At 41.0% G+C, this 24,184-nt stretch carries 21 protein-coding genes and 2 pseudogenes; 6 read left to right on the top strand and 17 right to left on the bottom strand.

From position 1 onward, the window contains the following. The 5 genes from brnQ to SORDD25_RS04595 all read right to left on the bottom strand — a co-directional run. Positions 1 to 1,302: branched-chain amino acid transport system II carrier protein (gene brnQ / locus SORDD25_RS04570; RefSeq protein WP_061852979.1), on the bottom strand; the 1,302-nt coding region annotated here is incomplete at its 3' end. A gap of 184 nt (positions 1,303 to 1,486) precedes the next feature. Next, positions 1,487 to 1,774 carry a rhodanese-like domain-containing protein gene (locus SORDD25_RS04575; RefSeq protein ID WP_061852791.1) on the bottom strand — a complete coding sequence of 96 codons (288 nt, stop codon included), beginning with the start codon at positions 1,772 to 1,774 and terminating at the stop codon, positions 1,487 to 1,489. Between the two features lie 153 nt (positions 1,775 to 1,927). Then, entirely contained in the window at positions 1,928 to 2,512 is a 585-nt protein-coding gene (locus SORDD25_RS04585; protein ID WP_061852792.1) for a uracil-DNA glycosylase family protein, read from the bottom strand. Between the two features lie 53 nt (positions 2,513 to 2,565). Further along, positions 2,566 to 3,966 (bottom strand): dipeptidase PepV, encoded by a 1,401-nt coding sequence (gene pepV, locus SORDD25_RS04590; protein WP_061852793.1) that lies wholly within the window; start codon positions 3,964 to 3,966, stop codon positions 2,566 to 2,568. A gap of 12 nt (positions 3,967 to 3,978) precedes the next feature. After that, on the bottom strand, positions 3,979 to 4,584 hold the full coding sequence (locus SORDD25_RS04595; RefSeq protein WP_000670170.1) for a nitroreductase family protein: 606 nt from the start codon (positions 4,582 to 4,584) through the stop codon (positions 3,979 to 3,981). A 180-nt stretch (positions 4,585 to 4,764) separates the two neighbouring features. Between SORDD25_RS04595 and SORDD25_RS04605 the strand changes: the two are divergent. Next, a pseudogene (locus SORDD25_RS04605) lies at positions 4,765 to 5,556 on the top strand (transporter substrate-binding domain-containing protein). Between the two features lie 179 nt (positions 5,557 to 5,735). Here the strand turns inward: SORDD25_RS04605 and SORDD25_RS04610 are convergent. From SORDD25_RS04610 to recJ, 9 genes and pseudogenes are all read right to left on the bottom strand, one after another. After that, a complete protein-coding gene (locus tag SORDD25_RS04610) occupies positions 5,736 to 6,284 on the bottom strand; it encodes a hypothetical protein (protein ID WP_061852795.1) in 549 nt (182 codons plus the stop codon). Positions 6,285 to 6,611: 327 nt separating this feature from the next. After that, positions 6,612 to 7,445, bottom strand: a complete 834-nt coding sequence (locus SORDD25_RS04615; protein ID WP_061852796.1) for a metallophosphoesterase family protein — start codon at positions 7,443 to 7,445, stop codon at positions 6,612 to 6,614. Further along, positions 7,435 to 9,282 (bottom strand): excinuclease ABC subunit UvrC, encoded by a 1,848-nt coding sequence (uvrC, locus tag SORDD25_RS04620; RefSeq protein ID WP_061852797.1) that lies wholly within the window; start codon positions 9,280 to 9,282, stop codon positions 7,435 to 7,437. The genes SORDD25_RS04615 and uvrC overlap by 11 nt, the downstream gene beginning before the upstream one ends. A 101-nt stretch (positions 9,283 to 9,383) precedes the next feature. Beyond that, positions 9,384 to 10,085 carry a M57 family metalloprotease gene (locus SORDD25_RS04625; RefSeq protein WP_061852798.1) on the bottom strand — a complete coding sequence of 234 codons (702 nt, stop codon included), beginning with the start codon at positions 10,083 to 10,085 and terminating at the stop codon, positions 9,384 to 9,386. 104 nt (positions 10,086 to 10,189) lie between these two features. Beyond that, on the bottom strand, positions 10,190 to 10,969 hold the full coding sequence (locus tag SORDD25_RS04630; protein WP_061852799.1) for an alpha/beta hydrolase: 780 nt from the start codon (positions 10,967 to 10,969) through the stop codon (positions 10,190 to 10,192). Positions 10,970 to 11,037: 68 nt separating this feature from the next. Further along, positions 11,038 to 12,699, bottom strand: a complete 1,662-nt coding sequence (locus SORDD25_RS04635; RefSeq protein ID WP_061852800.1) for a ribonuclease J — start codon at positions 12,697 to 12,699, stop codon at positions 11,038 to 11,040. A gap of 499 nt (positions 12,700 to 13,198) precedes the next feature. Continuing rightward, entirely contained in the window at positions 13,199 to 13,846 is a 648-nt protein-coding gene (locus SORDD25_RS04640) for a COG3942 and LysM peptidoglycan-binding domain-containing protein (RefSeq protein WP_000754477.1), read from the bottom strand. Between the two features lie 356 nt (positions 13,847 to 14,202). Next, positions 14,203 to 15,006: a hypothetical protein gene (locus SORDD25_RS04645; protein WP_241497225.1), complete on the bottom strand. Its 804-nt coding sequence runs from the start codon at positions 15,004 to 15,006 to the stop codon at positions 14,203 to 14,205. Positions 15,007 to 15,011: 5 nt separating this feature from the next. Continuing rightward, a pseudogene (gene recJ, locus SORDD25_RS04650) lies at positions 15,012 to 17,229 on the bottom strand (single-stranded-DNA-specific exonuclease RecJ). A gap of 176 nt (positions 17,230 to 17,405) precedes the next feature. On the opposite strand from recJ, the gene SORDD25_RS04655 reads away from it, so the two are divergent. From SORDD25_RS04655 to SORDD25_RS04675, 5 genes are all read left to right on the top strand, one after another. Then, entirely contained in the window at positions 17,406 to 18,164 is a 759-nt protein-coding gene (locus SORDD25_RS04655) for an amino acid ABC transporter ATP-binding protein (protein ID WP_061852802.1), read from the top strand. 10 nt (positions 18,165 to 18,174) lie between these two features. Beyond that, entirely contained in the window at positions 18,175 to 18,969 is a 795-nt protein-coding gene (locus tag SORDD25_RS04660) for a transporter substrate-binding domain-containing protein (protein WP_081103651.1), read from the top strand. Positions 18,970 to 18,981: 12 nt separating this feature from the next. Then, positions 18,982 to 19,659, top strand: coding sequence for an amino acid ABC transporter permease (locus tag SORDD25_RS04665; RefSeq protein WP_061852803.1), 678 nt, complete (start codon positions 18,982 to 18,984; stop codon positions 19,657 to 19,659). A gap of 9 nt (positions 19,660 to 19,668) precedes the next feature. Further along, a complete protein-coding gene (locus SORDD25_RS04670) occupies positions 19,669 to 20,328 on the top strand; it encodes an amino acid ABC transporter permease (RefSeq protein ID WP_061852804.1) in 660 nt (219 codons plus the stop codon). Positions 20,329 to 20,457: 129 nt separating this feature from the next. Beyond that, positions 20,458 to 21,240, top strand: coding sequence for a DUF4037 domain-containing protein (locus SORDD25_RS04675; RefSeq protein WP_061852805.1), 783 nt, complete (start codon positions 20,458 to 20,460; stop codon positions 21,238 to 21,240). 286 nt (positions 21,241 to 21,526) lie between these two features. Here SORDD25_RS04675 and SORDD25_RS04680 read toward each other — a convergent pair whose 3' ends face one another. From SORDD25_RS04680 to SORDD25_RS04690, 3 genes are all read right to left on the bottom strand, one after another. Next, positions 21,527 to 22,549: a YdcF family protein gene (locus SORDD25_RS04680; protein WP_061852806.1), complete on the bottom strand. Its 1,023-nt coding sequence runs from the start codon at positions 22,547 to 22,549 to the stop codon at positions 21,527 to 21,529. 67 nt (positions 22,550 to 22,616) lie between these two features. After that, positions 22,617 to 23,054 (bottom strand): Rrf2 family transcriptional regulator, encoded by a 438-nt coding sequence (locus SORDD25_RS04685; RefSeq protein ID WP_061852807.1) that lies wholly within the window; start codon positions 23,052 to 23,054, stop codon positions 22,617 to 22,619. Positions 23,055 to 23,219: 165 nt separating this feature from the next. Further along, a complete protein-coding gene (locus SORDD25_RS04690) occupies positions 23,220 to 24,161 on the bottom strand; it encodes a hypothetical protein (RefSeq protein WP_061852808.1) in 942 nt (313 codons plus the stop codon). Between the last annotated feature and the right edge of the window lie 23 nt (positions 24,162 to 24,184).

Below are 24,184 nucleotides of genomic sequence, written 5' to 3' on the forward strand. Positions count from 1 at the left end.
CTCTTGCTTATTTGGTAGAACCAATGAAAGCAAGAGTCCGATAATAGCTGGCACTAGCCATGGAAGAGAGGCTGACGCAAACGGAAGGGCATTAATCAGATTTTCTAGAAACCCAATTTTAAAGGAACTTCCAAGGACACTTGCAAGCGCAATCGCTGTAACAAGCCCAATGGTTAACTGCATGCCCGGTTTTGATAGGGCGACAAACTTATTCACAATCACGATCATCACAATGGCGATGGTGATTGGGTACAAGATTACCAGTACTGGCACTGAGTACTTAATGATTGCATCAAGACCAAGATTTGCAATAGCAAACCCAATCAATGTAAAAACAGTTGCATAGACCTTGTAGCTGATTTGTGGGAAACGTCCGTTAAAGAACTCTGCTGTCGATACAATCAAGCCAACTGTTGTTGTGAAGCAGGTTACTGTTACCATAACAGCAAGGAAGAGTTGAGCTGTTGAACCAAAGATTTCCTGAGTTGCTTGCGACAAAATATAAACACCTGGTGTTCCACCCTTCATCACTTCAGCTGGTACTGGGAAATGATTTCCAAGGAAACCTAAACCAATGTAAAGAGCGCTAAAGGCAAGAGCTACAACGATACCAACCACCCAAATAGTTGAAATGTATTCTTTCTTACTGGAGAATCCAAGTTGTTTCAAGGTTTGAACAGCGATGACACTGAAAGCCACTGAAGCAAGGGCATCCAAGGTATTATAACCTTCTAGGAAACCTGTACCAAAGGCAGAAGATTGATAAGCTGCTGAAGCTACTTGAGGATTTGTTCCACCATATTTAAAGGCACCTAGCACAACCAAGATAACGATCAACAAAGCAAAGACTGGCGTCAAGATACGTCCGATTCGATCCAAAATCTTTGATGGATTGAGTGAGATCAGATAGGCCGCTGCAAAGTACAGTACGGTAAAGATAATCAATCCTAGACCTTTGTTTGCTTCAGACAAGAGAGGGCTGATACCGACCTCATAAGCTGTTGTTGCTGTACGTGGAATGGCAAAGAAGGGGCCAATCGATAGATAGAGGACTGCAAGATAAAGCGTCGCAAACCAAGGTGAGATTTTCTTAGAAATCTCGTGAATGTATCCTTTCGGGTTTAGCGTTCCGATAATAAGTGTCAAGACGGCAATACCGACACCTGAAAAGACAAAACCTGCGATGGCAGGAAGAAACTGTTCTCCAGATAGGGCACCTAGAGAAGGCGGAAAAATCAAGTTTCCCGCACCAAAAAATATTCCAAACAGGAGTAAGCCTGTTAGGGCACCTTTTTTAGCCATAAAAATCTCCTTCATATTTCTAAAATACTGACCTAGTATACCATGATTAAGACTCTGAAAAAAGTATCCAAAATTAATCATTGAATGTTTTCAATATTTTTAAAAATAAGAATTATCTAAAAACAAAATCCCTCACTCAGTTGGAACCGATCAAGGGAAGACTAGGATCTATCGCCATAGAGATTTAAAGATTTTCAAAGGCCGTCATTCCACCTTGAACATTGATAACGTCATAACCCTGTTCAGCTAGAAATTGACAAGCACGTGCTGACCTCATCCCAGATTTGCAAATGATATAATACAAGAGGTTCTTGTCCAATCGATCATAGATATCAGCTAATTGACTAAGTGGTAGGTTCTGAGCACCTTCTAAATGAAGCGTCTCGAACTCTTCTACTTCTCTCACATCCACTAGAGAAAGTTGCTCATTTTGATAAAGCTGGTAAAATTCGTCAAAGGTAATTTCTTTCATTCTTTTTCTCCTAATATTCTTCGAAAATCTCTTCAAACCACGTCAGCGTCGCCTTACCGTAGGTATGGTTACTGACTTCGTCAGTTCTATCCACAACCTCAAAGCTGTACTTTGAGCAGCCTGCGGCTAGCTTCCTAGTTTGCTCTTTGATTTTCATTGACTATAAATGGTTTTAATTCTTTTTTTCAAATCTGGCACTACTTCTGCCTCAAACCAAGGATTTTTAGCCATCCAGATTTGATTTCGTGGTGAGGGGTGAACCAGAGGGAAAAATTCTGGTAGATAGTCTTTGTAGCGTTTTACCCGCTCTGTTACCTTGCCACTAACCTTCTCATGAAGATAATAGGCCTGGGCATATTGTCCAATCAAAAGGGTCAATTCAATATTTGGACATTCCTTGAGGAGTTGTGGGTGCCATTTTTCGGCAAAGCCTTTACGGGGGGGAAGGTCGCCCGATTTTCCATGTCCTGGGAAATAAAAGTCCATGGGAATAACTGCAAACAAGCCCGAATTGTAAAAGGTATCTTCATCTACACCTAGCCACTCACGCAGACGATCACCACTCTTATCCTTCCAATAAATCCCAGCTTCTTGCGTTTTAAACCCCGGAGCTTGACCGACAATATTGATGCGGGCAGTTTTTGGCGCCGCAAAGAGAGGCTCAATTCCGCGTTCTGTATAGCTTGCATTCTGTGGATCCGCCATAATGGCTTGCTTGATTCTTTCAATTTGAGACATCTGTTTTCCCTCCAAAAAGAAGTCCAAGCATAAAATCTCAGACTTCTATCGTTTTATTTGATCAATTCATAGATAGCTTCTGCATAGATTGCTGCTGCTCGGAAGAGATCGTCCAAGGCGATAAATTCGTTGGCTTGGTGCATGGTATCGATTGAGTCCGGGAACATGGCACCATAGGCAACGCCACGTTCCAGCAAGCGACCAAAGGTACCACCACCGATGACTTGCTCGTGACCTTTAAGACCAGTTTGTTTTTCATAAACATTCAACAAAGTTTGCACAAGTGGATCTTCCATTGGCACGTAGTGAGGTGTGTGACCGTGTTCAGAAAGGCTAACAAAAGCAACTGGCAAGTTTTCAAGGATTGACTTGATTTGCTCTGGGCTTGTTCCTTTTGGATAACGGAAGTTGAGAGCAATGGTATTGTCAGCACTTGCTTCGTCAAAGCGGAAGACACCGGCATTCATAGAAAGGGCACCCATCTTCTCATCCACATGAGCAACCTTGAGATTTTCACCCTCATGGTCATTCAAGAGAATCTTACCAGCGATGTCGAGGTAGTCTTTGGCTGGTCCAGCAAAGTCAAACTGACTGAGGAAGAGGGCCAGGTAGGTCGCACCATTGACACCTGAAGCAGGCATAGCACCATGGGCAGATTTACCAATCACAGTCACCTTGTGCTGACCGTTTTCTTCTTGGAGTTCTCCTCTAAGTTTGTGCTCCGCAACAAAGGCATCTAGTTTAGCTTGCAAGTCAGCCAAATCACCTGAAACAACTGCTGTCGCTGATTCAGGTACCATGTTTTCACGTAAACCACCTGTGAAGCTGTGAAGGCGGGCAGCACCTGCATTTTCACCTGCAAAGTGGAGGTATTCTGTGATATTTCCTTTTTCACCATTAATAATAGGGAATTCAGCGTCTGGAGAGAAACCAAAGTCTGGTTTTGCAAGTCCTACATGTTCAAAGTAGTAGTCCATATCTGCCCAACCTGATTCTTCGTCTGTTCCGACGATAAAGCGAACTTTCTTAGAAGTTGGAAGGCCCAATTCTTTGATGATTTTCAAACCATAGTAACAAGCTGTTGTAGGCCCCTTGTCGTCTGAAGCTCCACGTGCATAAAGACGACCGTCTTTGATCGTTGGTGTGTAAGGGTCCGTGTCCCAACCGCTACCAGCTGGCACCACGTCCATGTGGGCAAAGATTCCGAGAACTTCCTCTCCTTCACCAAACTCAAAATGTCCTGCATAGTTATCAACATTTTTAGTTGGATAGCCATCGCGGTCTGCGATTTCAAGGAATTTTTCCAAGGCTTTTACCGGCCCAGGCCCAAATGGATGCTCAGCATCCGCCTTGCTATCGTCACGTTCTGAGTTGATTTCCAAAAGGCTAAACAAGTCAGCCAAGAGGTCTTCTTTGCGTTTTTCTACTTCTGCTGTAAAATCAATTGCTGTCATTTTTTCTTCCTTCTATCTTTTCTCTATGATTTCATCCACTGGCAAGCGGTAGCTTGGTTCCAATTTTTCATCTGTGTAACCTACCGTAATCAAGAGTTCTGGGCGGAAACGGTCTTCAATGTCCAAAACCTCATTGGCTTTTGATTTGTCAAACCCAAGAATAATGTTAGAACCAATTCCTTGGTCTGTCAGAGCCAGAACCAAGTTCATAGCAACCAAACCTGCATTGAGGGCTAGGTAGTCACTGACCTGTTGTTCACTGTAACGTGCAAATTCAGCTGGCAGATTTTTCATGAAGTATTGAAGTTGCTCTTCAGAAAAGTTATTAGCACCACCAACACGGGCAATTTTGCGAGCACGTTTAGCCAAATCTGTGTCTGTAAACAAGGCAATGGTTACAGGTGCCGATGATACCTGCTCAAAGTTCGAACCATAAGCCAATTTTGCCAATTCAGCATTTTTTTCACGAACAACCACAAACTTCCATGGCTGGCTGTTGTGGGCACTTGGGGCCAAGGTTGCGATTTCGATAGCCGTACGCACATCTTTGGGATCTACTGGTTTATCAGTAAAATGCTTAGTCGCATGACGTTTTTTATTTAATTCAAGAAATTTCATAATCGATTTCCTTTTCTAATTCTACTGCATCCATTCTACCATATTTTGAAAGAGCTTGCAGAGATTTTTCATGATTAAGATTTTTTATTATAGACATAAAAAATATACATTGGTTCAATAAAACAGTTTTTGACAGACTAATAAGTAATTTACATTTGAATGGAGACATTATAAAAAAAATTGGTCTTTTTACTACCCATACTCCTATTTTTGGTTTCCTGCAGGAACCAAGCAACAACAAAAGAAACAGCAACTCCAATGACAATAGTCGTTGCTTCAGCTAATGATGTCCCACCATTTGACTACAAAGACAAGGGCAATCTGACAGGCTTCGATATCGAAGCTTTGAAAGTAGTTGACGAAAAACTGAATGATTATGAGATTCAGTTTCAAAGAACTGCCTGGGAAAGCATCTTCCCAGGTCTCGATTCTAGTCACTATTAGGCTACAGCCAATAACTTGAGTAACACAAAAGAAAGATCAGATAAATACCTCTACTCTCTTGTAATCTCGAACAACCCTCTAGTCCTCGTCAGAAGCAAGAAGAATCCTTTAACCTCGATTGACCAGATTGCTGGCAAAACAACCCAAGAGGATACAGGAACTTCCAATGCCCAATTTATTACTAACTGGAATCAGAAACACCTGGATAACCCTGCAACAATCCAATTTTCTGGAGAGGATATTGATAAACGAATCCTTGACCTTGCTAATTGTGAATTTAATTACCTTGTTTTTGATAAAGTTTCTGTTCAAAAGATTATCAAAGATCGTGGCTTAGATTTATCTGTTGTTGATCTACCTTCTGCTGACAATCCTAACAACTATATTATTTTCTCGAGCGACCAAAAAGAGTTCAAAGAACAGTTCGATAAAGTTCTCAAAAAACTCTATCAAGATGGAACCCTCGAAAAACTCACCAACACCTATCTAGGTGGTTCTTACCTTCCAGATCAATCTGAATTGAAATAATAAAACGATTGGCTAAGCCAATCGTTTTATTTAGTATTTGTTGGTTACTCCTCACGGAGATTATTAAAATGGAGAAGCCACAATGCAGTATTACCACTTTATTTTTCTTATCTATCTTCTACGAGGAGATAACGGCTTTCAAAAAAGCAGACGAAGATTCGTCTGCCTATTTTATATCACTATTCAGCAACAAAACTGCTAGCTCCTTTGAGAGCTTGTTTTAACGAATCACGTGCAGTCTTCAACTGTTGAAGAAATGGAGTACGCGCTGCTTCTGGCATAGCTGTGTCATCAGAGCCAGCACTTGAAAGTCCTTCGTTAAAAGCAGTTCTTGAAGATTCCATCGCTTCGAGAGCTGGTTCAACTTGATCCTTATAGCTTTCTTTTTGATCTGCTGGGATTTTATCTTCAACTTCTTTTACATATTTCTTGTAACTATCAATCAACTTACCATAGAGAGTCTTCATATCTCCAATTGTTTTAGCTTTGTCAATTTCTTCATCAGTCAAAAGAGTAAAATCAGATGTTGTTGAAGAATCTTTCTTTGAAGCTTCGTTATTTGAAGTTTCAGATTTTGAAGTCTCAGATTTCGAAGTTTCATTTTTTGAAGAGGACGTTTCTTTAGCAGTTGATTCTTTGGTAGCTGAGTTACTAGAATTATTTCCAGAACAGGCTGCTAAAGTTACAACTGATAAAAGTAATAAGCTAGAAGTAAGAATTTTTTTCATGACTTTCTCCTTAATATTTTATAATTAATTACATTTTAAAATAAAATAATTTTATTGTCAAATATTTTCTGTGAAATTACAAAAACTTGAATCTGGTCCTCTGGTCCATATGTCAACAGTTTATATCTTTCTCGAACTATAAATCGAATGCTACCCCAACTAATCATTATTCATATATTTTGAATAAATAAAAAACGCAGAAATTACCTATTTCATTCAAACAGAGGTTTAAAAAATCAAAACTTGGATAAGGTTATAAGCCTCAAGTTAATAAAACGATTGGCTTGGCCAATCGTTTTATTTAATATTTGTTAGTTAAATCAACTTTTACAAAAAACCAAAATAATCTTTCACATCTTCTACATACTCATACTTTTCTATTAAGCTAGCTAAGAGTTCTAGATTGTGCCCCCGATAGTTGTCATATCGGCGTAGTTCTTCATACATTTCGATAAAAGGAAGCTCCTTAGACTTGGCCAATTCTAACTCCGCTTCATAATCATAAGAAACTTTTCGGAATAGAATGTTTACCAATTCCCCATCTTCCACTTCTATCACGGCATACTGGGCACGGTGATTTTTTAACTTTTCCCAATCAAAATAGGGCATGCCAATCGTACCTGGATTGATGATTTGTTGCCCTTGGCTACCGTAACGAAGCAACTGCTTGTGGACATGACCATAGATTGCCACGTCCGTTTCCTCATCTAGGAGTTGGTCAAATTTATCTGTGTTATTCCCAACAGACAAGTCACCACCATAGTTCTTATTTGGCAAATTATGAGAAAGAGAAAAGCGCAGTCCGTCCACTTCTTTCTTTTCTAGCATAGGTAAGTTTCGTAGCCAGTCAATCGTTGCAGGATCCATTCGCTCCATCAAATACTGCGTCATACGCAAGAGCTGGACTTCCTGTGGGTCTTCCAAGCCATATTGCCCATCTAAAGCCTCAAGGACACAATCATCCCAATTGCCTCGAACACTTGCCGTGATAGGAAGATCCTTTAGCAAGGCAATCAAGTCATGAGCACCTGGACCAGGTAGAAAAATATCTCCCAGAAGCCAATATTCACTGACTCCGTGAGCTTTAGCATCTGCAATCACTGCTTCTAAGGCAGTCACATTGCCATGAATATCTGATAAAATTGCGATTTTATGGTTCATGATAGTTTCCTTCCGTTTGGTAATCCACTCTCTCTTCCGCTACTTGAGCCAACTCCACTTCTTCCTGCGGGTTCAACTTTCTCTGAACAGCTTCTGCGACTGCCCTTGGTACCCCAACTTCGACAATCTCATCCACACTGGCTTCCTTGATTTTAGTGAGAGATTTAAAATGCTTCATGAGATTCTGCTTGCGTTTAGGTCCCAGACCGTCAATCCCATCCAATTGTGATGAAAAGGAGTTTTTGGAGCGCAGTTGCCGGTGGAAGGTGATAGCAAAGCGGTGTACCTCATCTTGAATGCGTTGGAGGAGGAAAAATTCCTGAGAATTTCGGGATAACTCCACCACCTCAAGCGGATCTCCAAAGAGTAGCTCATGGGTTTGGTGCTTGTCATTCTTTTGCAGACCTGCAATTGGGATATCCAAACCTAGCTCTTCTTGGATGACTTGTTTTGCGATATTGACTTGACCTTGTCCCCCATCAATGACAATCAAATCAGGAGGAGTTAAACCGTCTCGTTGAACTCGAACATAACGTCTGCGAATGACCTCTCGCATGCTGGCATAGTCGTCTGGACCCACAACCGTTTTTATCTTGTACTTACGGTAATCCTTCTTACTCGGTTTACCGTTGACAAAGACCACCATGGCTGAAACAGGGCTAGTTCCCATGATATTAGAGTTATCAAAGGACTCGATACGTACTGGGGTCGGAATTTGAAGCAAGCGTCCTAGATTTTCAATAGCTCCTTGGGTCTTTTCAACAGATTTCTCTAGCAGATTGAACTTCTGCTCCAGACTAACACGGGCATTCTTTATAGCTAAATTGACCAGTTGTTTTTTCTCACCACGTTGGGGCTTGAAAATCTTAGTATCCACCAAGGCCTTGACGGCTTCTTCATCAATATCCTGCGGAATCAGTACCTCATTGGGAACCAGGTGGGATTTTTCTTGATAGAATTGTCCCACATAGGTCAAGAAGTCCTCATCCGGATCATTGTAGTAGGGGAAGAGATTGACATCCCTCTCAATGAGCTTGCCTTGACGAACAAAGAAAACCTGAACACACATCCAGCCCTTATCCACATAGTAACCAAAGACATCCCGATTTTGAAGATCCTTAGCCATAACCCGTTGCTTGGTCCGAAGCGTTCCAATAGCCTGAATCAGGTCACGGTATTCCGCTGCACGTTCAAACTCCATACTTTGAGCTGCCTTTGCCATCTTACCCTTAAGGTCATCGATGATTTTGTCATCCTGCCCTTTTAGGAAATCAGAAACCTCCTGAGCCATGGACTTGAAATAGGCCTCATCTTTTTTACAGATGGTGTGGGCCATACACTGACCGATATGGTAGTAAAAACAGACCTTAGACGGTGGATTAGTACATTTCCGAAAAGGGAAAATTCGGTCCAGTAGTCGCTTGATTTCATTTGCTGCCCCTACATCTGGATAGGGACCAAAGTAGAGACCACCGTCCTTTTTGACCTGACGGGTGATAATCAATCGAGGATAACGCTCATTGGTGATTTTGATAAAGGGATAGGACTTATCATCCTTGAGCATGATATTGTACTTGGGCTTGTTTTCCTTGATAAGGTTGATTTCCAGAAGGAGGGCCTCAATATTAGACTCAGTAACAATAAATTCAAAATCCACAATTTCAGACACCAGAGCCTCAGTCTTGGTATCATGACTTCCACGGAAATAGGAGCGCACGCGATTGCGCAGATTTTTTGCCTTTCCGACATAGATAATGGTGCCGTTTTTATCTTTGTGAATGTAACAACCAGGGCTGGTCGGCAAGAGCTCCAGTTTTGATTTGATCAAGTTATTCATAGTTCCATTATAGCAAAAAGGCCGTGACAGGACGAACAAAAAGCCCCACCAACCGCTTGATGGAGGAGCTTTGATTTTATTTGAAATTGCACCGACTTCATCTAGTCGCTACCGGTATAGAGTTCTTGAACAGCCTTCACATCCTGAGGCTGAATCCCATAGTAGGAGCCGGCAGGCTGCATGACAGAAGTTTCGTTGGTATGATCCAATCCGATGGCATGCCCCAGCTCGTGCTCCGCCGTGTGCACGATCCGTTCATAAGAATAACCATAGTTTGGATTGGATAGATAATAGTGATTCAGGCGAACCGTTACAGATATAAATTGATTGGTTAACAAATTGGTTTGACTCTCGGCTTGACCTGCTACAGCGGTCGATCCATCATTCATCTCACTTGCCACAATATCTGCCTGGCTAGGATCCGCAACCACCTCAAAGGTAAAGGCTCCCGTTTGATTCCAGTTTTTTATGGCTTCTGCATAGGCACCTTGGAAGGTTTCATCCATTTGAGGCTCAATATAGATGCGAGCTGAAGCTTGAGCCCATTTGCCTTCTGCATGTTGGTGACTGTCTATCTGAGACAAGACTTCCAGCGTTCCCGTCTCCTTCCACTGATTCCAGCCACCTTGACCAATCTTACTCATTTTTTCAACCTGATTGACCGCAGAATGAAAATCACCTGTCAGATACCAAACCACTCCAAAGGCAATGAGCAGTAGAATGACCACAGTCCAAACCAGACGCCAGAAGAAACGCCAAATTCCCAAAAGAAATCGGAAGAATAATCGAATAATCCAGAACATGACGCCCCACCTTTCATAAAAATAAGAACCTATCTTGAAATCACGTTCTCCTTGATCAAGATAGATTCTCTATTTTACTGAAGAAAGCTGAAAGAAACCTAAAACTAAGATAAGCGCTCTTCCAAGACAAAGTCAATTGGTAGAGTAGCTAAAAAACGTTCCAATTGTTTTTCCCAGTAGTACCACTCGTGCTTACCTGGACTATGACTATAGGTCACCTCAAAACCAAGATTTTTGAGGTTTTTCACTGCGAGATTATTGGCAGAGTAGAGATAGTCTTGCTCCCCACACCAAGCCCATAGTTTGGTCTTTTTATCGGATTTTGCAGCCATGCTTTCAAGCGAATGAGGACTAGATGTCCAGTCTTTAATCTCTCCAAAAACTCCTCTCCAGTAGGCAAGTGACCCCAGATCCTGACTTTCAGGAGAAAAATCCTGAAAACTGAGCGCACCAGAAAAACTAGCCGCATGAGAAAAACGATTTGTCAATAAAGCGAGTTTGAAGGAACCATATCCTCCCATGGAGAGACCAGCTATAAAGGTCTTTTCTCGCTTGCTGGTCATATTGGGGAAGAAACGTTTCATGACTTGGGGGAGTTCTTCTGCTAGAGCAGTATAGTAGTTATAGCCATACTGAGTATCTGTGTACCAGCCATTGCTAGTATTGGGCATGATAACAATGAGATTGGTTCCACGCAACAAGCGCTCGACATTGGTACGTTTGAGCCAGCTATTTTGGTTTCCTGACATTCCGTGCAAAAGATAAAGGACAGGAATATCTGTGCAATCTGGTTCAGTCACCCGACTAGCATCTGGATAAAGTACGGTAACGCCCCACTCCATATCCAAAACTTTTGAGTAATACTCAATATTCATAACTGCCATGGTTGTCTCCTTTTACTATTCTATAAGAAAAAGCCGAATTTCGACTTTTTCCGTAGGTATGCTGCTTATTATTTTGCTTCCATTACGACTGGCAAGATTGCTGGACGACGTTTAGTTTGGTCAAAGAGGTACTTGGCCAAGCCATCACGGACCTTCCCTTTAAGATCAGCCCAGTCGAAATCTTCACCTTGGAGATAGTCTTCCACGATTTGGTTGATCAATTCTGAACTTTCACGGAGAATATCTCGACTCTTCTTGAGGTAGACAAATCCACGCGTGTGAACTCGCGCCTTGGCGATGATTTTTTTCTCACGTCTATTTACGGTAATGGCAACGATGAAAATCCCGTCCTCTGACAAAACTTTACGGTCACGAAGGACAACATTTCCAACATCTCCGATGGCATTTCCATCAATCAAGACATCACCTGCAGAAACTCCGCCAGCTGGAACAAAGTCCCCGTGTTCGTAGGACATGGTTGTTCCCTTTTTAGGGATAAAAATACGCTCTGGCAACATTCCAACTGCCATGGCAGCCTTGGCATGCGCATCCAACTCACGGTATTCCCCTTGGATAGGGAAGAGATACTTGGGTTGCAAGAGATTGATCATCAACTGAAGATCACGCGCATTCCCGTGTCCCGATACTCGCAAGCTTTGGGTAATGAGTTTCACAACACCACCAGCTTGGTAGATCATATTTTCCACACGCGCCATGACAGCTTCTTTTGCGATAGATGGAGTCGTTACGATATAGACCAAGTCCCCATCTTTGATTTCCACATAACGGTGGCGCCCGATAGACATCTTACGAAGTCCATTAATAGGCTCACCCATACGACCCGTCTCAAGGATAATCAACTCATGGTCTTCAAAACGAGACATTTCTTTGGGTTTGATCAAGAGACTTTCGTTGGCTAGAGACAATTTTTTGAGACGAATCGCTGTGCGGACGATATTTTCAACATCAAATCCAGTCAAAACAACACGACGACCTGTATCCGCAGCAGCATCAAAGACCTGCTGGATACGAGAGAGGTTGCTGGCAACAGCCGCAACGATGATTCGACCTTCCCAGTCTGCAATGGTCTGGGTAATTTCATCTCCAACTTCACTCTCGCTCGCCACCTGGATATTGCTGTCTGCATTCGCAGAATCACTGAGGAGCGCCAAGACACCGTCACGACCGATTTCTGCCAAACGAGCAAAATCAGTCGCATAGGATTCACTAGCTGTTTGGTCAAATTTGAAGTCACCTGTATAAACGATGCTACCTTCACTTGTTTTCAAGACAACTCCCAAACTTTCTGGAATGGAGTGAGTTGTACGGAAGAAGGAAACCTCAGTCCCTCCAAAGTCGATCTCTGTATCTTCATCAATCACATGGAAGTCATTGAATTTCTTAACCGTATCATTCCCTTTGACAAAGAGTTTGGCCAACTCAATGGTCAACTCAGAACCAAACACAGGCACCTTAGCCTCTGCCAAAAGATAAGGCAGGGCACCAATGGCATCCGCATGTCCGTGGGTCAAAAAGATCCCTGCGATACGATCGCTATTTTCAAAAAGGTAGTCCATATTTGGAATGACGACATCGACCCCAAGCTGTTCATTTTCAGGGTATTTAAGCCCTGCATCCAAAACAAAAATAGAACCATCGATTTCAGCGATGTACATATTTTTCCCATTTTCTCGTACACCACCTAGTGTTGTTAAACTAATATTACTCATTTTCCCTCCGAAACTTCATTTATCTTGATTATAGGGTGAATTTACCCTCTTATTCTAAAAGTTCTAAAACTTTCAGCCGAATCTTTTCCTACCATTATACCATTTTTTTGATTATTTTCAAAACGAAGATCGGTTTTTAACTAGAGATTAGTCACTACTGTGAATCGAATCCTTTAACTTTGACTTCTCCTTTGGAGGCTTCATCGAAGATAATAGAACGATTATACCATCAAAAATATGGGCTTTTTGAATCAATTTAATTTCAGATACCTTTCTCGAACCCTAAATTTCTCTTTTAGTTCAAAAAAACTTGCTTTTACCTCTCGACTTGAGAACTATTTTCTACAAAGACATGGTTTATCTGCATCTAAAAGCGAGAATTTCCTGTTCGCTACAGAATCTAAAAATTTCAGAAATTAGCCATTAATATAGAGGATAACGTTAGGAAATTTTTTCAAAAAGAAAAAAGACTTAGAAATTCTAAATCTTTTTATCATCTTTAGTTTGGATAGATATAAGTGACGTTACCTAAAAATTCATGTGGATTAAAGAAGCCACGATAATTCGCAATCTGCTTTTGACGTCTGTAGTTTGCTTCCAATACCTGGATAGAGTTTTCACTTTGAACATCTGTTACATAAGCAACGTGTCCATATTCACCACCATCCCAAACGGCGATTGCTCCTACTACTGGAACACTTCCTGTCTTATAGCCTTGAGCGCTCGCGTAGATTGCCCACGTGTTGGCATTTCCCCACCAGTTGCTAGCCCAAGGTGCCAATTCTTTCACGCCCCATGTACACTGACCAACAGGATAAGAGTTTCCATAGTTTGTCGGAGTCTTTTCGACAACATCTTCTGTATCAGATACCACGTTCGCAGTGCTAGCTGGAGCACTGTAGGTTGAGCTAGCCTGAGCGGAACCACTCACTTCCAATACATCGCCTGGGTGGATAGTGTCAAAGATAGTTTTTCCATTCAAAGCTGCCAACTCATGCGGATCCATGCCGTTTGCAGTTGCAATGGCATAAAATGAATCACCATCTTGAACAACGTAAGAATTCGCATGAACAGTTTGAGCCCCAACCGTAGCCAAAATAGCGGTAGAAGTCAAACCAAGAGTCAGTTTCGTAACTGTTTTTTTCATAATTATAGTCCCCTTATATTTTCTTGATAAGAAAATCATACTTGATTTACATGACAGTTAGTTTAGAGTTATATTTTAGTCATGTTACAAAAATTTATACTTTTACTACATAAGGTTTAAAAGCAGACATCGTATAAAGTGATAGAAGAGAATAAAAAATGAATCATTTCCCCAATCTTTACATCAGTAAACCATCCAAAAGACTATCTAATCAGCCACTCCCACAGCAAGCATTTATCCGACAAAAGAGACCGAGATAAGTCATCACAGTCCCTTTCCATCTATTACTCCATTAAAAAATCATACATTTCTTGCACGGTCCCCAGCGCCATCATTTTTTGATTTTTTACAGTTTGTTAGCTATCTTTTTCTACAAAGTCCGGGAAATAACTTTCAAAATATGCCTTGGTAAGGCTAAATAAACATAATTCCTTATCCTCAATACTCACAAAATTCTTTTCATCATCGGTTCCTTCTAATTTTAAATTATAAACATATTTATTTTCTAAAATATCAATAAAAAATATTCTAATCTTTTCAATATCTTCAATTTTTGAGTCAAAATGTAACAGTAGATTGTTTGAGGTTTTCTTATCAATCATAAATCTTTCTTCAGCCTTTAATTTATGACTACCTCCCGATCCATTTTTTTCTACATATTCTATTTTATCAATTAAGGCATGACCTAACCCAATATTTCTAATTTTTATAAGAATAGCAATTGATACACATTCTCGAGTATTTTCTTTGTTAATCTTTATATAATTATATCTACTAATAGTATAATCTACGCAAATCTTATTTTTCGAATATATCGAAAGACTCCGATTATTACTATCATTCCCGAGTTGTTGCACTGAATCATAGTCTATACTAACATTCCATATTGGTCTTACTGAGTCACGTTTTTCTTCTCTATACTTTTTGTTTTCAATCTTTAAAGTATAAACAATCAAATAACTCCCAATAATTGACCCATAATAAGCTAACCAATCAAAGTCTATTGTTTTTCTCAAATTAATACCAAAATCTTCAATTCCAAAGTACGTTTTTAAAACAATTTTTACAACAGCATACAATATAGGTAAAAAAGACACAAAAAAGAATATTAATATTACTTTATCTTTAACAATCCAGCTTGAAATTTTCTTTAAAGACATCATGCTTATCCTTTCAAAAAATCATACATTTCTTGCACTGTCCCCAGCGCCATCATTTCTTGATTTTTTTACAGTTTGTTTGAGATTTTGATAAATCTGACTTTCAGCAATTTCCCTTTTCGGCGCTTCTTTATTGACTGTCATGACACCATCTTTGATCGTCACAAAGTCCAGCTCTTCAAATACTTGGATCATCTTGACCAGCAAGATTTGTTGAATATTGAGATAAGTTGCCAAATCTTTCAGCCTGTAGCGAATATCAAACTCTGGGAACTGGTAAATGGTTTTGTACAATTTTGCAAACTGTTCTCTAGTTCCATAACCTGTCAGATAGTAGGCCTTGTCAATGTCATTTTTGAAATAGACAGCAGAGAAATGTTGCTCCTGAAAAATGGTCTTCAGCAAGGTAATATCCTCAGGAATGGTTTTTACAACCACAGAATCACTGGTCGCTAGATCTGGCAACTCTCCAGAGAAATCCAAGACTGGAACCCCTTCTGGCAAGACTGCATTCTTCCCACGAATGTTAAAGAGTTGAACACCTTCCACACGCGCATCCACCATCATCAACTGGAGGGCAGTTTGGCCATTCCATTGATTGACAGACAGGGTGACTGCCAATTCTAGTTTTTTTGTTTGGGCAAACTCTGTTACCCATCTACCTTGTCCAAAGGCCACCACTTCAAAACTCGCCTCACCCTTGGAAATTTTTAGTTTGAGGTGGGCATTGCCTGCTCCCATGGTACGGGCACTTTCGACATGAAAATCCTTGATATAAAATACAGGTTTCTGATTGTCCATTCCAAAGGGTGCCAAGCGTTCAAAACTTTTAACCGTTTCCAAGCTAAGCGTCTCCAAATCCAACTCTTCATCTAGATTTAACTTGTTCTTGCCACTAGCATCTGCACCTTTTTCACGGACATAGTCTTCCAAAACCTGAGATAAATCTGAGAGTTTCTCCACTTCCAGCGTCATTCCTGCTGCACCAGCATGGCCACCAAAGGCGATAAAGAGATCTCGGTGGGGATCCAGAGCTTCAAAAATATCGACTGCTTCCACACTACGAGCGCTACCCTTGGCACGACCTTCTTCTATATTAAGAACAATGACTGTTTGCCCTAGTTCTTCCAACAAACGACCAGCAACGATACCCAGAACGCCAGGATTCCAGCCTTCCTTGGCCAAAACCTGGACCTTCTTCTCAGGATCCACCATGGTCTTAGCTTCTTCATAGATTGATTGGACGATTTCCTTGCGCTCTTCGTTTTTCTGATGAATCATGAGGGCAATCTCATGAGCTTCCTCGTCGTCAAATCCAGTCAGCAAATCAATGGCAGGATTAGGATCATCCAAGCGCCCCAAGGCATTTAAACGAGGGGCAATCTGGAAACCAACCGTTTCTTCTGTTACTTCATTAGCAGCAATCCCAACCATGTCTAGCATTTCTTGTAGTCCAATGCGCTGGGTATGTCCCAACATTTCCAGACCATATTGGACCAAAATGCGATTCTCATCCGTCAAACTCACCATATCAGCAATGGTACCGATAGCGACCAAATCAAGCAATTCCACTTGCACTTCTTCTAAAAGAGCGCAAGCTAGCTTGAAAGCCACTCCGCATCCGGCCAAATATTTGAAGGGATAATCCGCATCTGGATGCTCAGGGTGAACAATCGCATAGGCATCAGGAAGGGTTTCCGGCATGGAATGGTGGTCGGTCACAATGACATCCACTCCCATAGACTGGGCCAGTTCAATTGCTTCGTGACCCGCAACCCCATTATCCACTGTCACAATCAAGGAAATCCCCTCTTGCTCGATAAAGTATTTATAGACACTGGCATTAGGGCCATAGCCATCTGTAAAGCGATTGGGCAGGTAAACACGACACTCTGCGCCCAGCTGTTCCAAACTTTCCTTAACAATAGAGGCCGAAGTCATACCATCCGCATCATAGTCACCGTAAACGAGGATATTCTCCCCTTCTTCAATGGCCTGACGAATCCGCTCCACTGCCTTGTCCATATCATGTAGCAAGTAGGGGTCATGCAAGTCTTCTAAAGAAGGTTCTAAGAACTTCTTTAGACTTTTCTCATCCTGAATCCCTCTTTCAAATAATAACCGAGCCACCTCAGGACCCAGTCCAGCCTTCTTGGCTATCTTTGTAAAATCCGCATCTTCAACCTGCGGGGCAAACTGCCATTCATAAGTAGGAGTTATCAAAAAAACATCCACTCTTTCTAAGAATTCTATCGTTTCATTATAACACGATTTAGGCTTTTTCTCTATCCTGACTACTTTTTACTACAATTTTACTAATTTTTTTCTGATTCAATTTGACAAGACAAATCTTTTGTTGTAAAATCATGTTATAAAACCTAACACAAAGGAGATCTCTCATGGCTTTAGTAGAATTTAAAAACGTCGAAAAATATTACGGAGACTATCACGCACTCCGCGACATCAATCTCCGTTTTGAAAAAGGACAAGTTGTTGTCCTGCTTGGACCTTCTGGCTCTGGTAAGTCTACTCTTATCCGTACGATAAATGGTTTGGAGGCTGTTAACAAAGGAAGTCTCCTAGTCAATGGACACCAAGTAGCAGGTGCTAGTCAGAAAGATTTAGTTCCTCTTCGTAAGGAAGTCGGCATGGTTTTCCAGCATTTTAACCTTTATCCACACAAAACGGTGTTAGAAAATGTAACAATTGCGCCCGTAAAAGTTCTAGGAATTGATAAAAAAGAAGCTGAAAAAACAGCCCAAAAATACCTGGAATTTGTAAATATGTGGGATAAGAAAGATTCTTATCCGGCCATGCTATCTGGTGGACAAAAACAACGAATTGCCATCGCACGCGGACTCGCTATGCATCCCGAACTCCTCCTCTTTGATGAACCCACATCTGCTCTTGACCCTGAAACCATCGGAGATGTTCTAGCAGTTATGCAAAAACTGGCGCATGACGGGATGAATATGATCATCGTTACCCACGAAATGGGCTTTGCTCGAGAGGTTGCGGACCGCATCATCTTTATGGCCGACGGAGAAGTTTTGGTGGATACGACAGATGTCGATGACTTTTTTGACAACCCAAGCGAACCTCGTGCCCAACAATTCCTCAGCAAAATTATCAATCATGAAAGTGACAAAGTCAAATAAGGAGGCGCCTATGAAAAAGAAATTCTTTTTATCAGCATTATTGATTAGCCTTTTCGGTCTTGCTGCTGCTAAACCAGTTCAGGCTGATACCAGTGTCGCAGACATTCAAAAAAGAGGCGAACTGGTTGTCGGTGTCAAACAAGACGTTCCCAATTTTGGTTACAAAGATCCCAAGACAGGTACTTATTCTGGTATCGAAACGGACTTAGCCAAGATGATTGCAGACGAACTCAAGGTCAAGGTTCGCTACGTTCCAGTTACCGCTCAAACTCGCGGACCACTCCTAGACAATGAACAAGTCGACATGGATATCGCTACCTTCACTATCACAGATGAACGTAAAAAACTCTACAACTTCACCAGTCCCTACTATACGGACGCTTCTGGTTTTTTGGTCAATAAATCTGCCAATATCAAAAGCATTGAAGACCTAAATGGCAAAACCATCGGGGTTGCCCAAGGCTCCATCACTCAACGCTTGATTACTGAACTGGGCAAAAAGAAAGGTCTAACCTTTAAATTCGTCGAACTTGGTTCCTACCCAGAATTGATTACTTCCCTTCACGCTCACCGTATTGATGCCTTTTCTGTAGACCGTTCTATCCTATCTGGCTACATTAGTAAGCGGACAGAACTACTAGAAGATAGTTTCAAGCCATCTGACTACGGTATCGTCACCAAGAAATCAAATACCGAGCTAAACGACTATCTTGATAGCTTGGTCACTAAATGGACCAAGGATGGTAGTTTGCAGAAACTCTATGACCGTTACAAGCTCAAACCATCTAGCCATACCGCAGATTAAGGAGGACACCCCATGACAGATTTATCATCTTGGACAGCCTATTTTCAGGATTTTGGACAATTTTTCAATGGTTTCCTCTTCACCCTTACCTTAGCGATTGGTTCCTTTATCCTCGCCATGGTTTTGGGCATCTTCTTTGGAGCTATATCGACCAGTAAACGTCCAATTTTGCGAATCCTAGCTCGTATCTTTGTCGAATTTTACCAAAATACCCCCCTCTTGGTACAGTTTGTTATTGTTTTTTATGGTTTGCCTCTTATCAGTGAACACACCATCATGATTCCGATTTATTGGACAGCTGTTCTCTGCGTCGGACTCTATCACGGAGCTTATATCGCTGAGGTTATCCGTTCAGGGATTCAGTCTATACCAAGTGGTCAGATGGAGGCCGCCCTGTCGCAAGGTTTTTCCTATATCAGTGCCATGTGCTTGATTATCTTGCCTCAGGCCTTCCGTATCATTCTCCCTCCATTGACCAACCAAATCGTTAACCTCATCAAGAACACCTCTACCGTGGCTATCATCTCTGGAGTAGACTTGATGTTTGTAACTAAGTCTTGGTCGGCTCTCAACGGAAACTATATCCCAGCCTTTTTAGGTGCTGCTCTTCTCTACTTTGCCCTATGCTTCCCTGTTGCCCAATTTGGTCGCAAGATGGAGCAAGCCAATAAAAAAGCCTATTCACTTTAGGAGGTTACTATGGAATCTATTTTAGAAGTTTTGACCCCAGATAACCTAGTCTTTATCTTTAAAGGATTTGGCTTAACTCTCTACATTTCTCTGATTGCTATCGTCCTCTCGACCCTTATCGGAACAGTACTAGCCGTCATGAGAAATGGGAAAAATCCTGTCTTACGGATCATCTCCAGCATTTATATCGAGTTTGTACGTAACGTTCCCAACCTCCTCTGGATTTTCACCATCTTTTTGGTGTTTAAGATGAAGTCCACACCAGCTGGTATTACAGCCTTTACCCTTTTTACCTCAGTAGCCTTAGCTGAGATTATCCGAGGCGGTCTCAATGCCGTGGACAAGGGCCAGTATGAAGCAGGAATGTCGCAAGGTTTTACCTCTGCGCAAATCCTCTACTACATCATTCTCCCACAAGCGATCCGTAAAATGCTGCCAGCCATCATTTCTCAGTTTGTAACTGTGATTAAGGATACCAGTCTTCTCTACTCTGTTATCGCCCTACAAGAACTCTTTGGCGCCAGCCAAATTCTTATGGGACGCTATTTCGAACCAGAGCAGGTCTTCAGTCTTTATATCCTGATTGCCTTGATTTACTTTATCTTTAACTTTGCCATTTCTAGTCTGTCTCATAAGCTAGCAAAACGTTGGCAACAAGCCGCAGAATAAAAACGAAATGTGAACTCAAAACAAGGGTTCACATTTTTTGCTATAAATGAAAAAGAGCAACTCAATGCTATGCAAACGTTTTACTTTTTGGTAAAATGACTTTAAAACCATAAAGCAAGGAGAAAAACAATGATTCAAGAACTTTACAAAGAATTCTCTCAACTGGAACAAGTAGAAGCTATCGCTCTTGGTGGTTCACGTGCAGGACAAGACTACGATCAAAATTCTGACTATGATGTCTATGTCTATCTTAACTCACCTATTGACGAGAAGACTCGTCAAATCATTCTTAGCAACTATTGCTCCTATATGGAAATTGGAAACCAGTTTTGGGAATTAGAGGACGACTGTGTACTAAACAACGGTATCCAAATCGAGTTGATTTATCGTTCGCTGGAGTCGTTTGAACAAGAATTGAACTTAACCGTTTTTCAACACAAAGCTCAAAATGCTTATACAACTTGCATGTGGCATAATCTACTCCACAGCAAGATTCTATACGATCCGAATGGACACTATGCTTCGCTCCAAAGAACTTACCAGATTCCCTATCCACAGGAACTCAAAAAGCATATCATTGAAAGGCAACTCCTTTTGCTAGAACAAGCTATGCCTGCCTTCTCTCACCAAATAGAAAAAGCTATCAAACGCCAAGATTTTCTCAGTATGAATCATCGTACAAGTGAATTTTTTGCTTCCTACTTTGACTTGTTATTTGCGTTCAATGAGCAAACCCATCCTGGTGAAAAACGGATGCTGGAGTATGCAAAGGCCCATTGTACTCTCCTCCCTAAGCAATTTGAAGAAACTATTCGCAAGTATTTCCAACTACTCTATCAACCGCAACAAGGAGAACAAGCGGTTGTAACCTTACAAACCATCCTGAACCAACTAAAGGCCATTTTGCCATAAGTAAAAAATGAAATGTGAACCTCTGTTGCTGTTCACATTTTTATTTGTCGTTTACTGTAAAATTCTAGTCTACTCATATTCAGTTGCCTATTTTTGACTCTCTCTGAAAATCTGCAACTAGATTAGAAATTGTTCAATTGATTGACGAGCAATCATGAAGCCGTTCCAAAAACCGCACTCACAATCACTTACCCTGCTCTTTCATTACTAGTGACAATTTTTCCCTTAGGGTTACTACAAGATTTTTTAGAGATTCTAACAAGAATTACAATATGAATTTTACATATTACCATAGAACACCTCTATAGGAGAAAATCAGAGCTAAAATTAATAAAATATAGAATGCGATAAAAAACCATCTCATCTTCACACATAGAGCAATATATTCTCTGATAAAGGCCGATGGGATATAGTAGGCGGCTGTACGGCAACCAAGGCCATCTCCCTTCATCCCAATACGGCGAGCATAGGTACTGGTACGAAAAACATGGTAATCATTGGTCACAAAGAGAAAACGTGGACTGGTCACCAGCCTCTCTCCCAATTCTTTTGAGAAGAGAAGATTCTCATAGGTCGTCGTTGAGTCTTCCTCTAGGAGAATCGCTTCTCTCGGAACATCCGTTTCTTCCAACAAATAATTACAAATTGCCTGAGCTTCGGATATCTTTTCATCTCCACCTTGACCACCACTAGCGATGATTTTAACATTGGGATTAAGAGACTGGCGATAGGCTTCTACTGCCTTATCAATGCGACTCTTTAGTAAGGGAGTCACTTTTTCTCCATTCAACAAGCCTGCTCCGTGAATGATAATAAAATCATAATATTTTTTCTTAGGAATAAAAAGATATAAGATAGAATAAAGCAGAAATCCTGCAAAGGCAAAACCAAAAATCAAATACGAATAAATTAAAAAGAAAAAGATAATATTCACTAGATGATTGGTGTAGAACAAGCCCTTGGTATCGCTCACTCGAATTGCCATGATTACAAAAAAGAATAGAATCACGCAGCCTAATCCTAGAGACAAATAATTTGCCTTGGATTTTCCTTCTTTTTTCAATAACACAAATCCATTATAAATAAGGAAAAAACCACTTAGAAAAACTAAAAGAGGCAGCAGAAGAAAAATCCCTGCAAAGAAAACCATGTGCACTTCTTTCTGCCCAGCTTCGTAAAAAAGATTGGCAATGGACATATAAGAAAAGAGCAGAGATAAAAGCAAGATAGCTGGATTCCAGAGACTGCGATTGTCCCTTAAAAACGAAACGAGAAAAAGTAGGACAAAAAATCCTGTGATAAAGTACATAGTCTCCTCCTTTGATGACTACATTGTACCATAATTATAGCAATAGAAAAAGAGGAGCCTGGTCCTCTTACTTAGACAGTTTATTCTGAGCATCGGCTACAACCTGAGCCAAACTTGTCTGACGCAGTTGGTTTTCCATAGCTGCTTGAACATCGAACAGCTTTTGGTCCAAGACCGCATGGATATTAGCTCCAATTGGGCAATTAGGATTTGGATTGTCATGAAAACTAAAGAGCTTACCAGATTTTCCTAAACACTCCACAGCTTGGTAGACATCCAACAAGCTGATCTCTTGAAGGTCTTTTATTATTTCAGTTCCTCCCGTACCACGAGCAACTGAAATCAACCCTGCTTTTTTGAGTTGCGATAAAGTCTTACGGATAATGACTGGATTGACTCCGACACTAGCCGCAAGAAAATCACTGGTTACCTTGCTGTCTGTATCCTGCATTGCAATAATAATCATCATATGAGTCGCAATTGTAAATCGGCTTGGAATTTGCATCTTCTTCTCCTTTCATTGATATTTTATTCATCTTTTCCCGTATAAACATTATACCTTTTTTGCTTATCCTGTCAAATATTAACGAATGATTACCTTCTCCATGCAAAAAGTCCTGTATCCCTCTTGGTACCCAGAACAGCGGAGGACATACAAAGACTTATTTTTTTATGCAATTTTACGGACAATCCCTTTTGTTTTATGACTTGACCAAACCGAGCTGATAGACACCCCAGCACCAACTAAGGTAAACACAGCTAACATAGCTAGATTATAAAAATAGTTATCTGGAAAATCACCGCTAAAGATTAATTGATTCACCACTCGGAAAGCAAAGGCAAACTCAACCCCTAGTTTGGCAACGACTTCCATCGCCAAATCAATTTGATTCACTAGAAAGACAGTAATCACCATCCAAATAGAGGAAATCACAATCCCCTTTCGAGATAACTTTTTACCAAGAATTTCATATCCTTTAATGGTACAAATCCCCAGAACAAGCCCCGCTGCGACAGCTACATAACCAAGACGTGCGATGAAAAGAGCAACCGCCCCACCAATCAAGGCCCCTAGTAAAGCCCCGATAGTTCCAAGAAGAACATTTTCCTTCTGACTGTGATAAGAATCCACCTCAATTTGAAGATTGCTCTTCAACAATTGATAGCTTTCCTCGTTAATCAGGAAGATTGAATCCCCTAGTTGATACAGACTAATCGGCCCCTCTTGACCACTGTAGCCACAAACTTGAACGAAGTGATGGGATTCAAGGAAATCTACAAAGTCTCTTATAAGTGTCTGTAACTTTTCAACTGTCTTTGATTTGCGCATCGCACCCTTGACAACAATAGATACAGTGTACTGGTTAATAGATAAGGTTGACAAGTTTGGAAGTGATTCGCTCTTAAAGTCATCCCACACCAACTCGTTTTCTTCTGAATCCGCAGGATTGCCATTCAAGCTCACACTGACACTAAGTCGAAACTGATTTTTTACATCTGCTTCATGTAGCAATAGCAAGTAGCCTGATTGCACGCCATAAATGCTTCCAGACTCCTCATCAAACTGTAGGCCTAGTCCCGACGCAATTGCCTGTAATTCTTCTGGCTTCATAAATAATCTCCCTTTTATTTTGA

Source organism: Streptococcus oralis, assembly GCF_001579525.1.
Classification (GTDB): Bacteria; Bacillota; Bacilli; order Lactobacillales; family Streptococcaceae; genus Streptococcus; species Streptococcus oralis_M.

What these genes read in the sequence shown, in the direction of transcription:
- SORDD25_RS04575 (WP_061852791.1), bottom strand. Translation starts at nt 1,774, where the DNA reads ATGAAAGAAATTACCTTTGACGAATTTTACCAGCTTTATCAAAATGAG.
- SORDD25_RS04585 (WP_061852792.1), bottom strand. Translation starts at nt 2,512, where the DNA reads ATGTCTCAAATTGAAAGAATCAAGCAAGCCATTATGGCGGATCCACAG.
- pepV (WP_061852793.1), bottom strand. Translation starts at nt 3,966, where the DNA reads ATGACAGCAATTGATTTTACAGCAGAAGTAGAAAAACGCAAAGAAGAC.
- SORDD25_RS04595 (WP_000670170.1), bottom strand. Translation starts at nt 4,584, where the DNA reads ATGAAATTTCTTGAATTAAATAAAAAACGTCATGCGACTAAGCATTTT.
- SORDD25_RS04610 (WP_061852795.1), bottom strand. Translation starts at nt 6,284, where the DNA reads ATGAAAAAAATTCTTACTTCTAGCTTATTACTTTTATCAGTTGTAACT.
- SORDD25_RS04615 (WP_061852796.1), bottom strand. Translation starts at nt 7,445, where the DNA reads ATGAACCATAAAATCGCAATTTTATCAGATATTCATGGCAATGTGACT.
- uvrC (WP_061852797.1), bottom strand. Translation starts at nt 9,282, where the DNA reads ATGAATAACTTGATCAAATCAAAACTGGAGCTCTTGCCGACCAGCCCT.
- SORDD25_RS04625 (WP_061852798.1), bottom strand. Translation starts at nt 10,085, where the DNA reads ATGTTCTGGATTATTCGATTATTCTTCCGATTTCTTTTGGGAATTTGG.
- SORDD25_RS04630 (WP_061852799.1), bottom strand. Translation starts at nt 10,969, where the DNA reads ATGGCAGTTATGAATATTGAGTATTACTCAAAAGTTTTGGATATGGAG.
- SORDD25_RS04635 (WP_061852800.1), bottom strand. Translation starts at nt 12,699, where the DNA reads ATGAGTAATATTAGTTTAACAACACTAGGTGGTGTACGAGAAAATGGG.
- SORDD25_RS04640 (WP_000754477.1), bottom strand. Translation starts at nt 13,846, where the DNA reads ATGAAAAAAACAGTTACGAAACTGACTCTTGGTTTGACTTCTACCGCT.
- SORDD25_RS04645 (WP_241497225.1), bottom strand. Translation starts at nt 15,006, where the DNA reads ATGTCTTTAAAGAAAATTTCAAGCTGGATTGTTAAAGATAAAGTAATA.
- SORDD25_RS04655 (WP_061852802.1), top strand. Translation starts at nt 17,406, where the DNA reads ATGGCTTTAGTAGAATTTAAAAACGTCGAAAAATATTACGGAGACTAT.
- SORDD25_RS04660 (WP_081103651.1), top strand. Translation starts at nt 18,175, where the DNA reads ATGAAAAAGAAATTCTTTTTATCAGCATTATTGATTAGCCTTTTCGGT.
- SORDD25_RS04665 (WP_061852803.1), top strand. Translation starts at nt 18,982, where the DNA reads ATGACAGATTTATCATCTTGGACAGCCTATTTTCAGGATTTTGGACAA.
- SORDD25_RS04670 (WP_061852804.1), top strand. Translation starts at nt 19,669, where the DNA reads ATGGAATCTATTTTAGAAGTTTTGACCCCAGATAACCTAGTCTTTATC.
- SORDD25_RS04675 (WP_061852805.1), top strand. Translation starts at nt 20,458, where the DNA reads ATGATTCAAGAACTTTACAAAGAATTCTCTCAACTGGAACAAGTAGAA.
- SORDD25_RS04680 (WP_061852806.1), bottom strand. Translation starts at nt 22,549, where the DNA reads ATGTACTTTATCACAGGATTTTTTGTCCTACTTTTTCTCGTTTCGTTT.
- SORDD25_RS04685 (WP_061852807.1), bottom strand. Translation starts at nt 23,054, where the DNA reads ATGCAAATTCCAAGCCGATTTACAATTGCGACTCATATGATGATTATT.
- SORDD25_RS04690 (WP_061852808.1), bottom strand. Translation starts at nt 24,161, where the DNA reads ATGAAGCCAGAAGAATTACAGGCAATTGCGTCGGGACTAGGCCTACAG.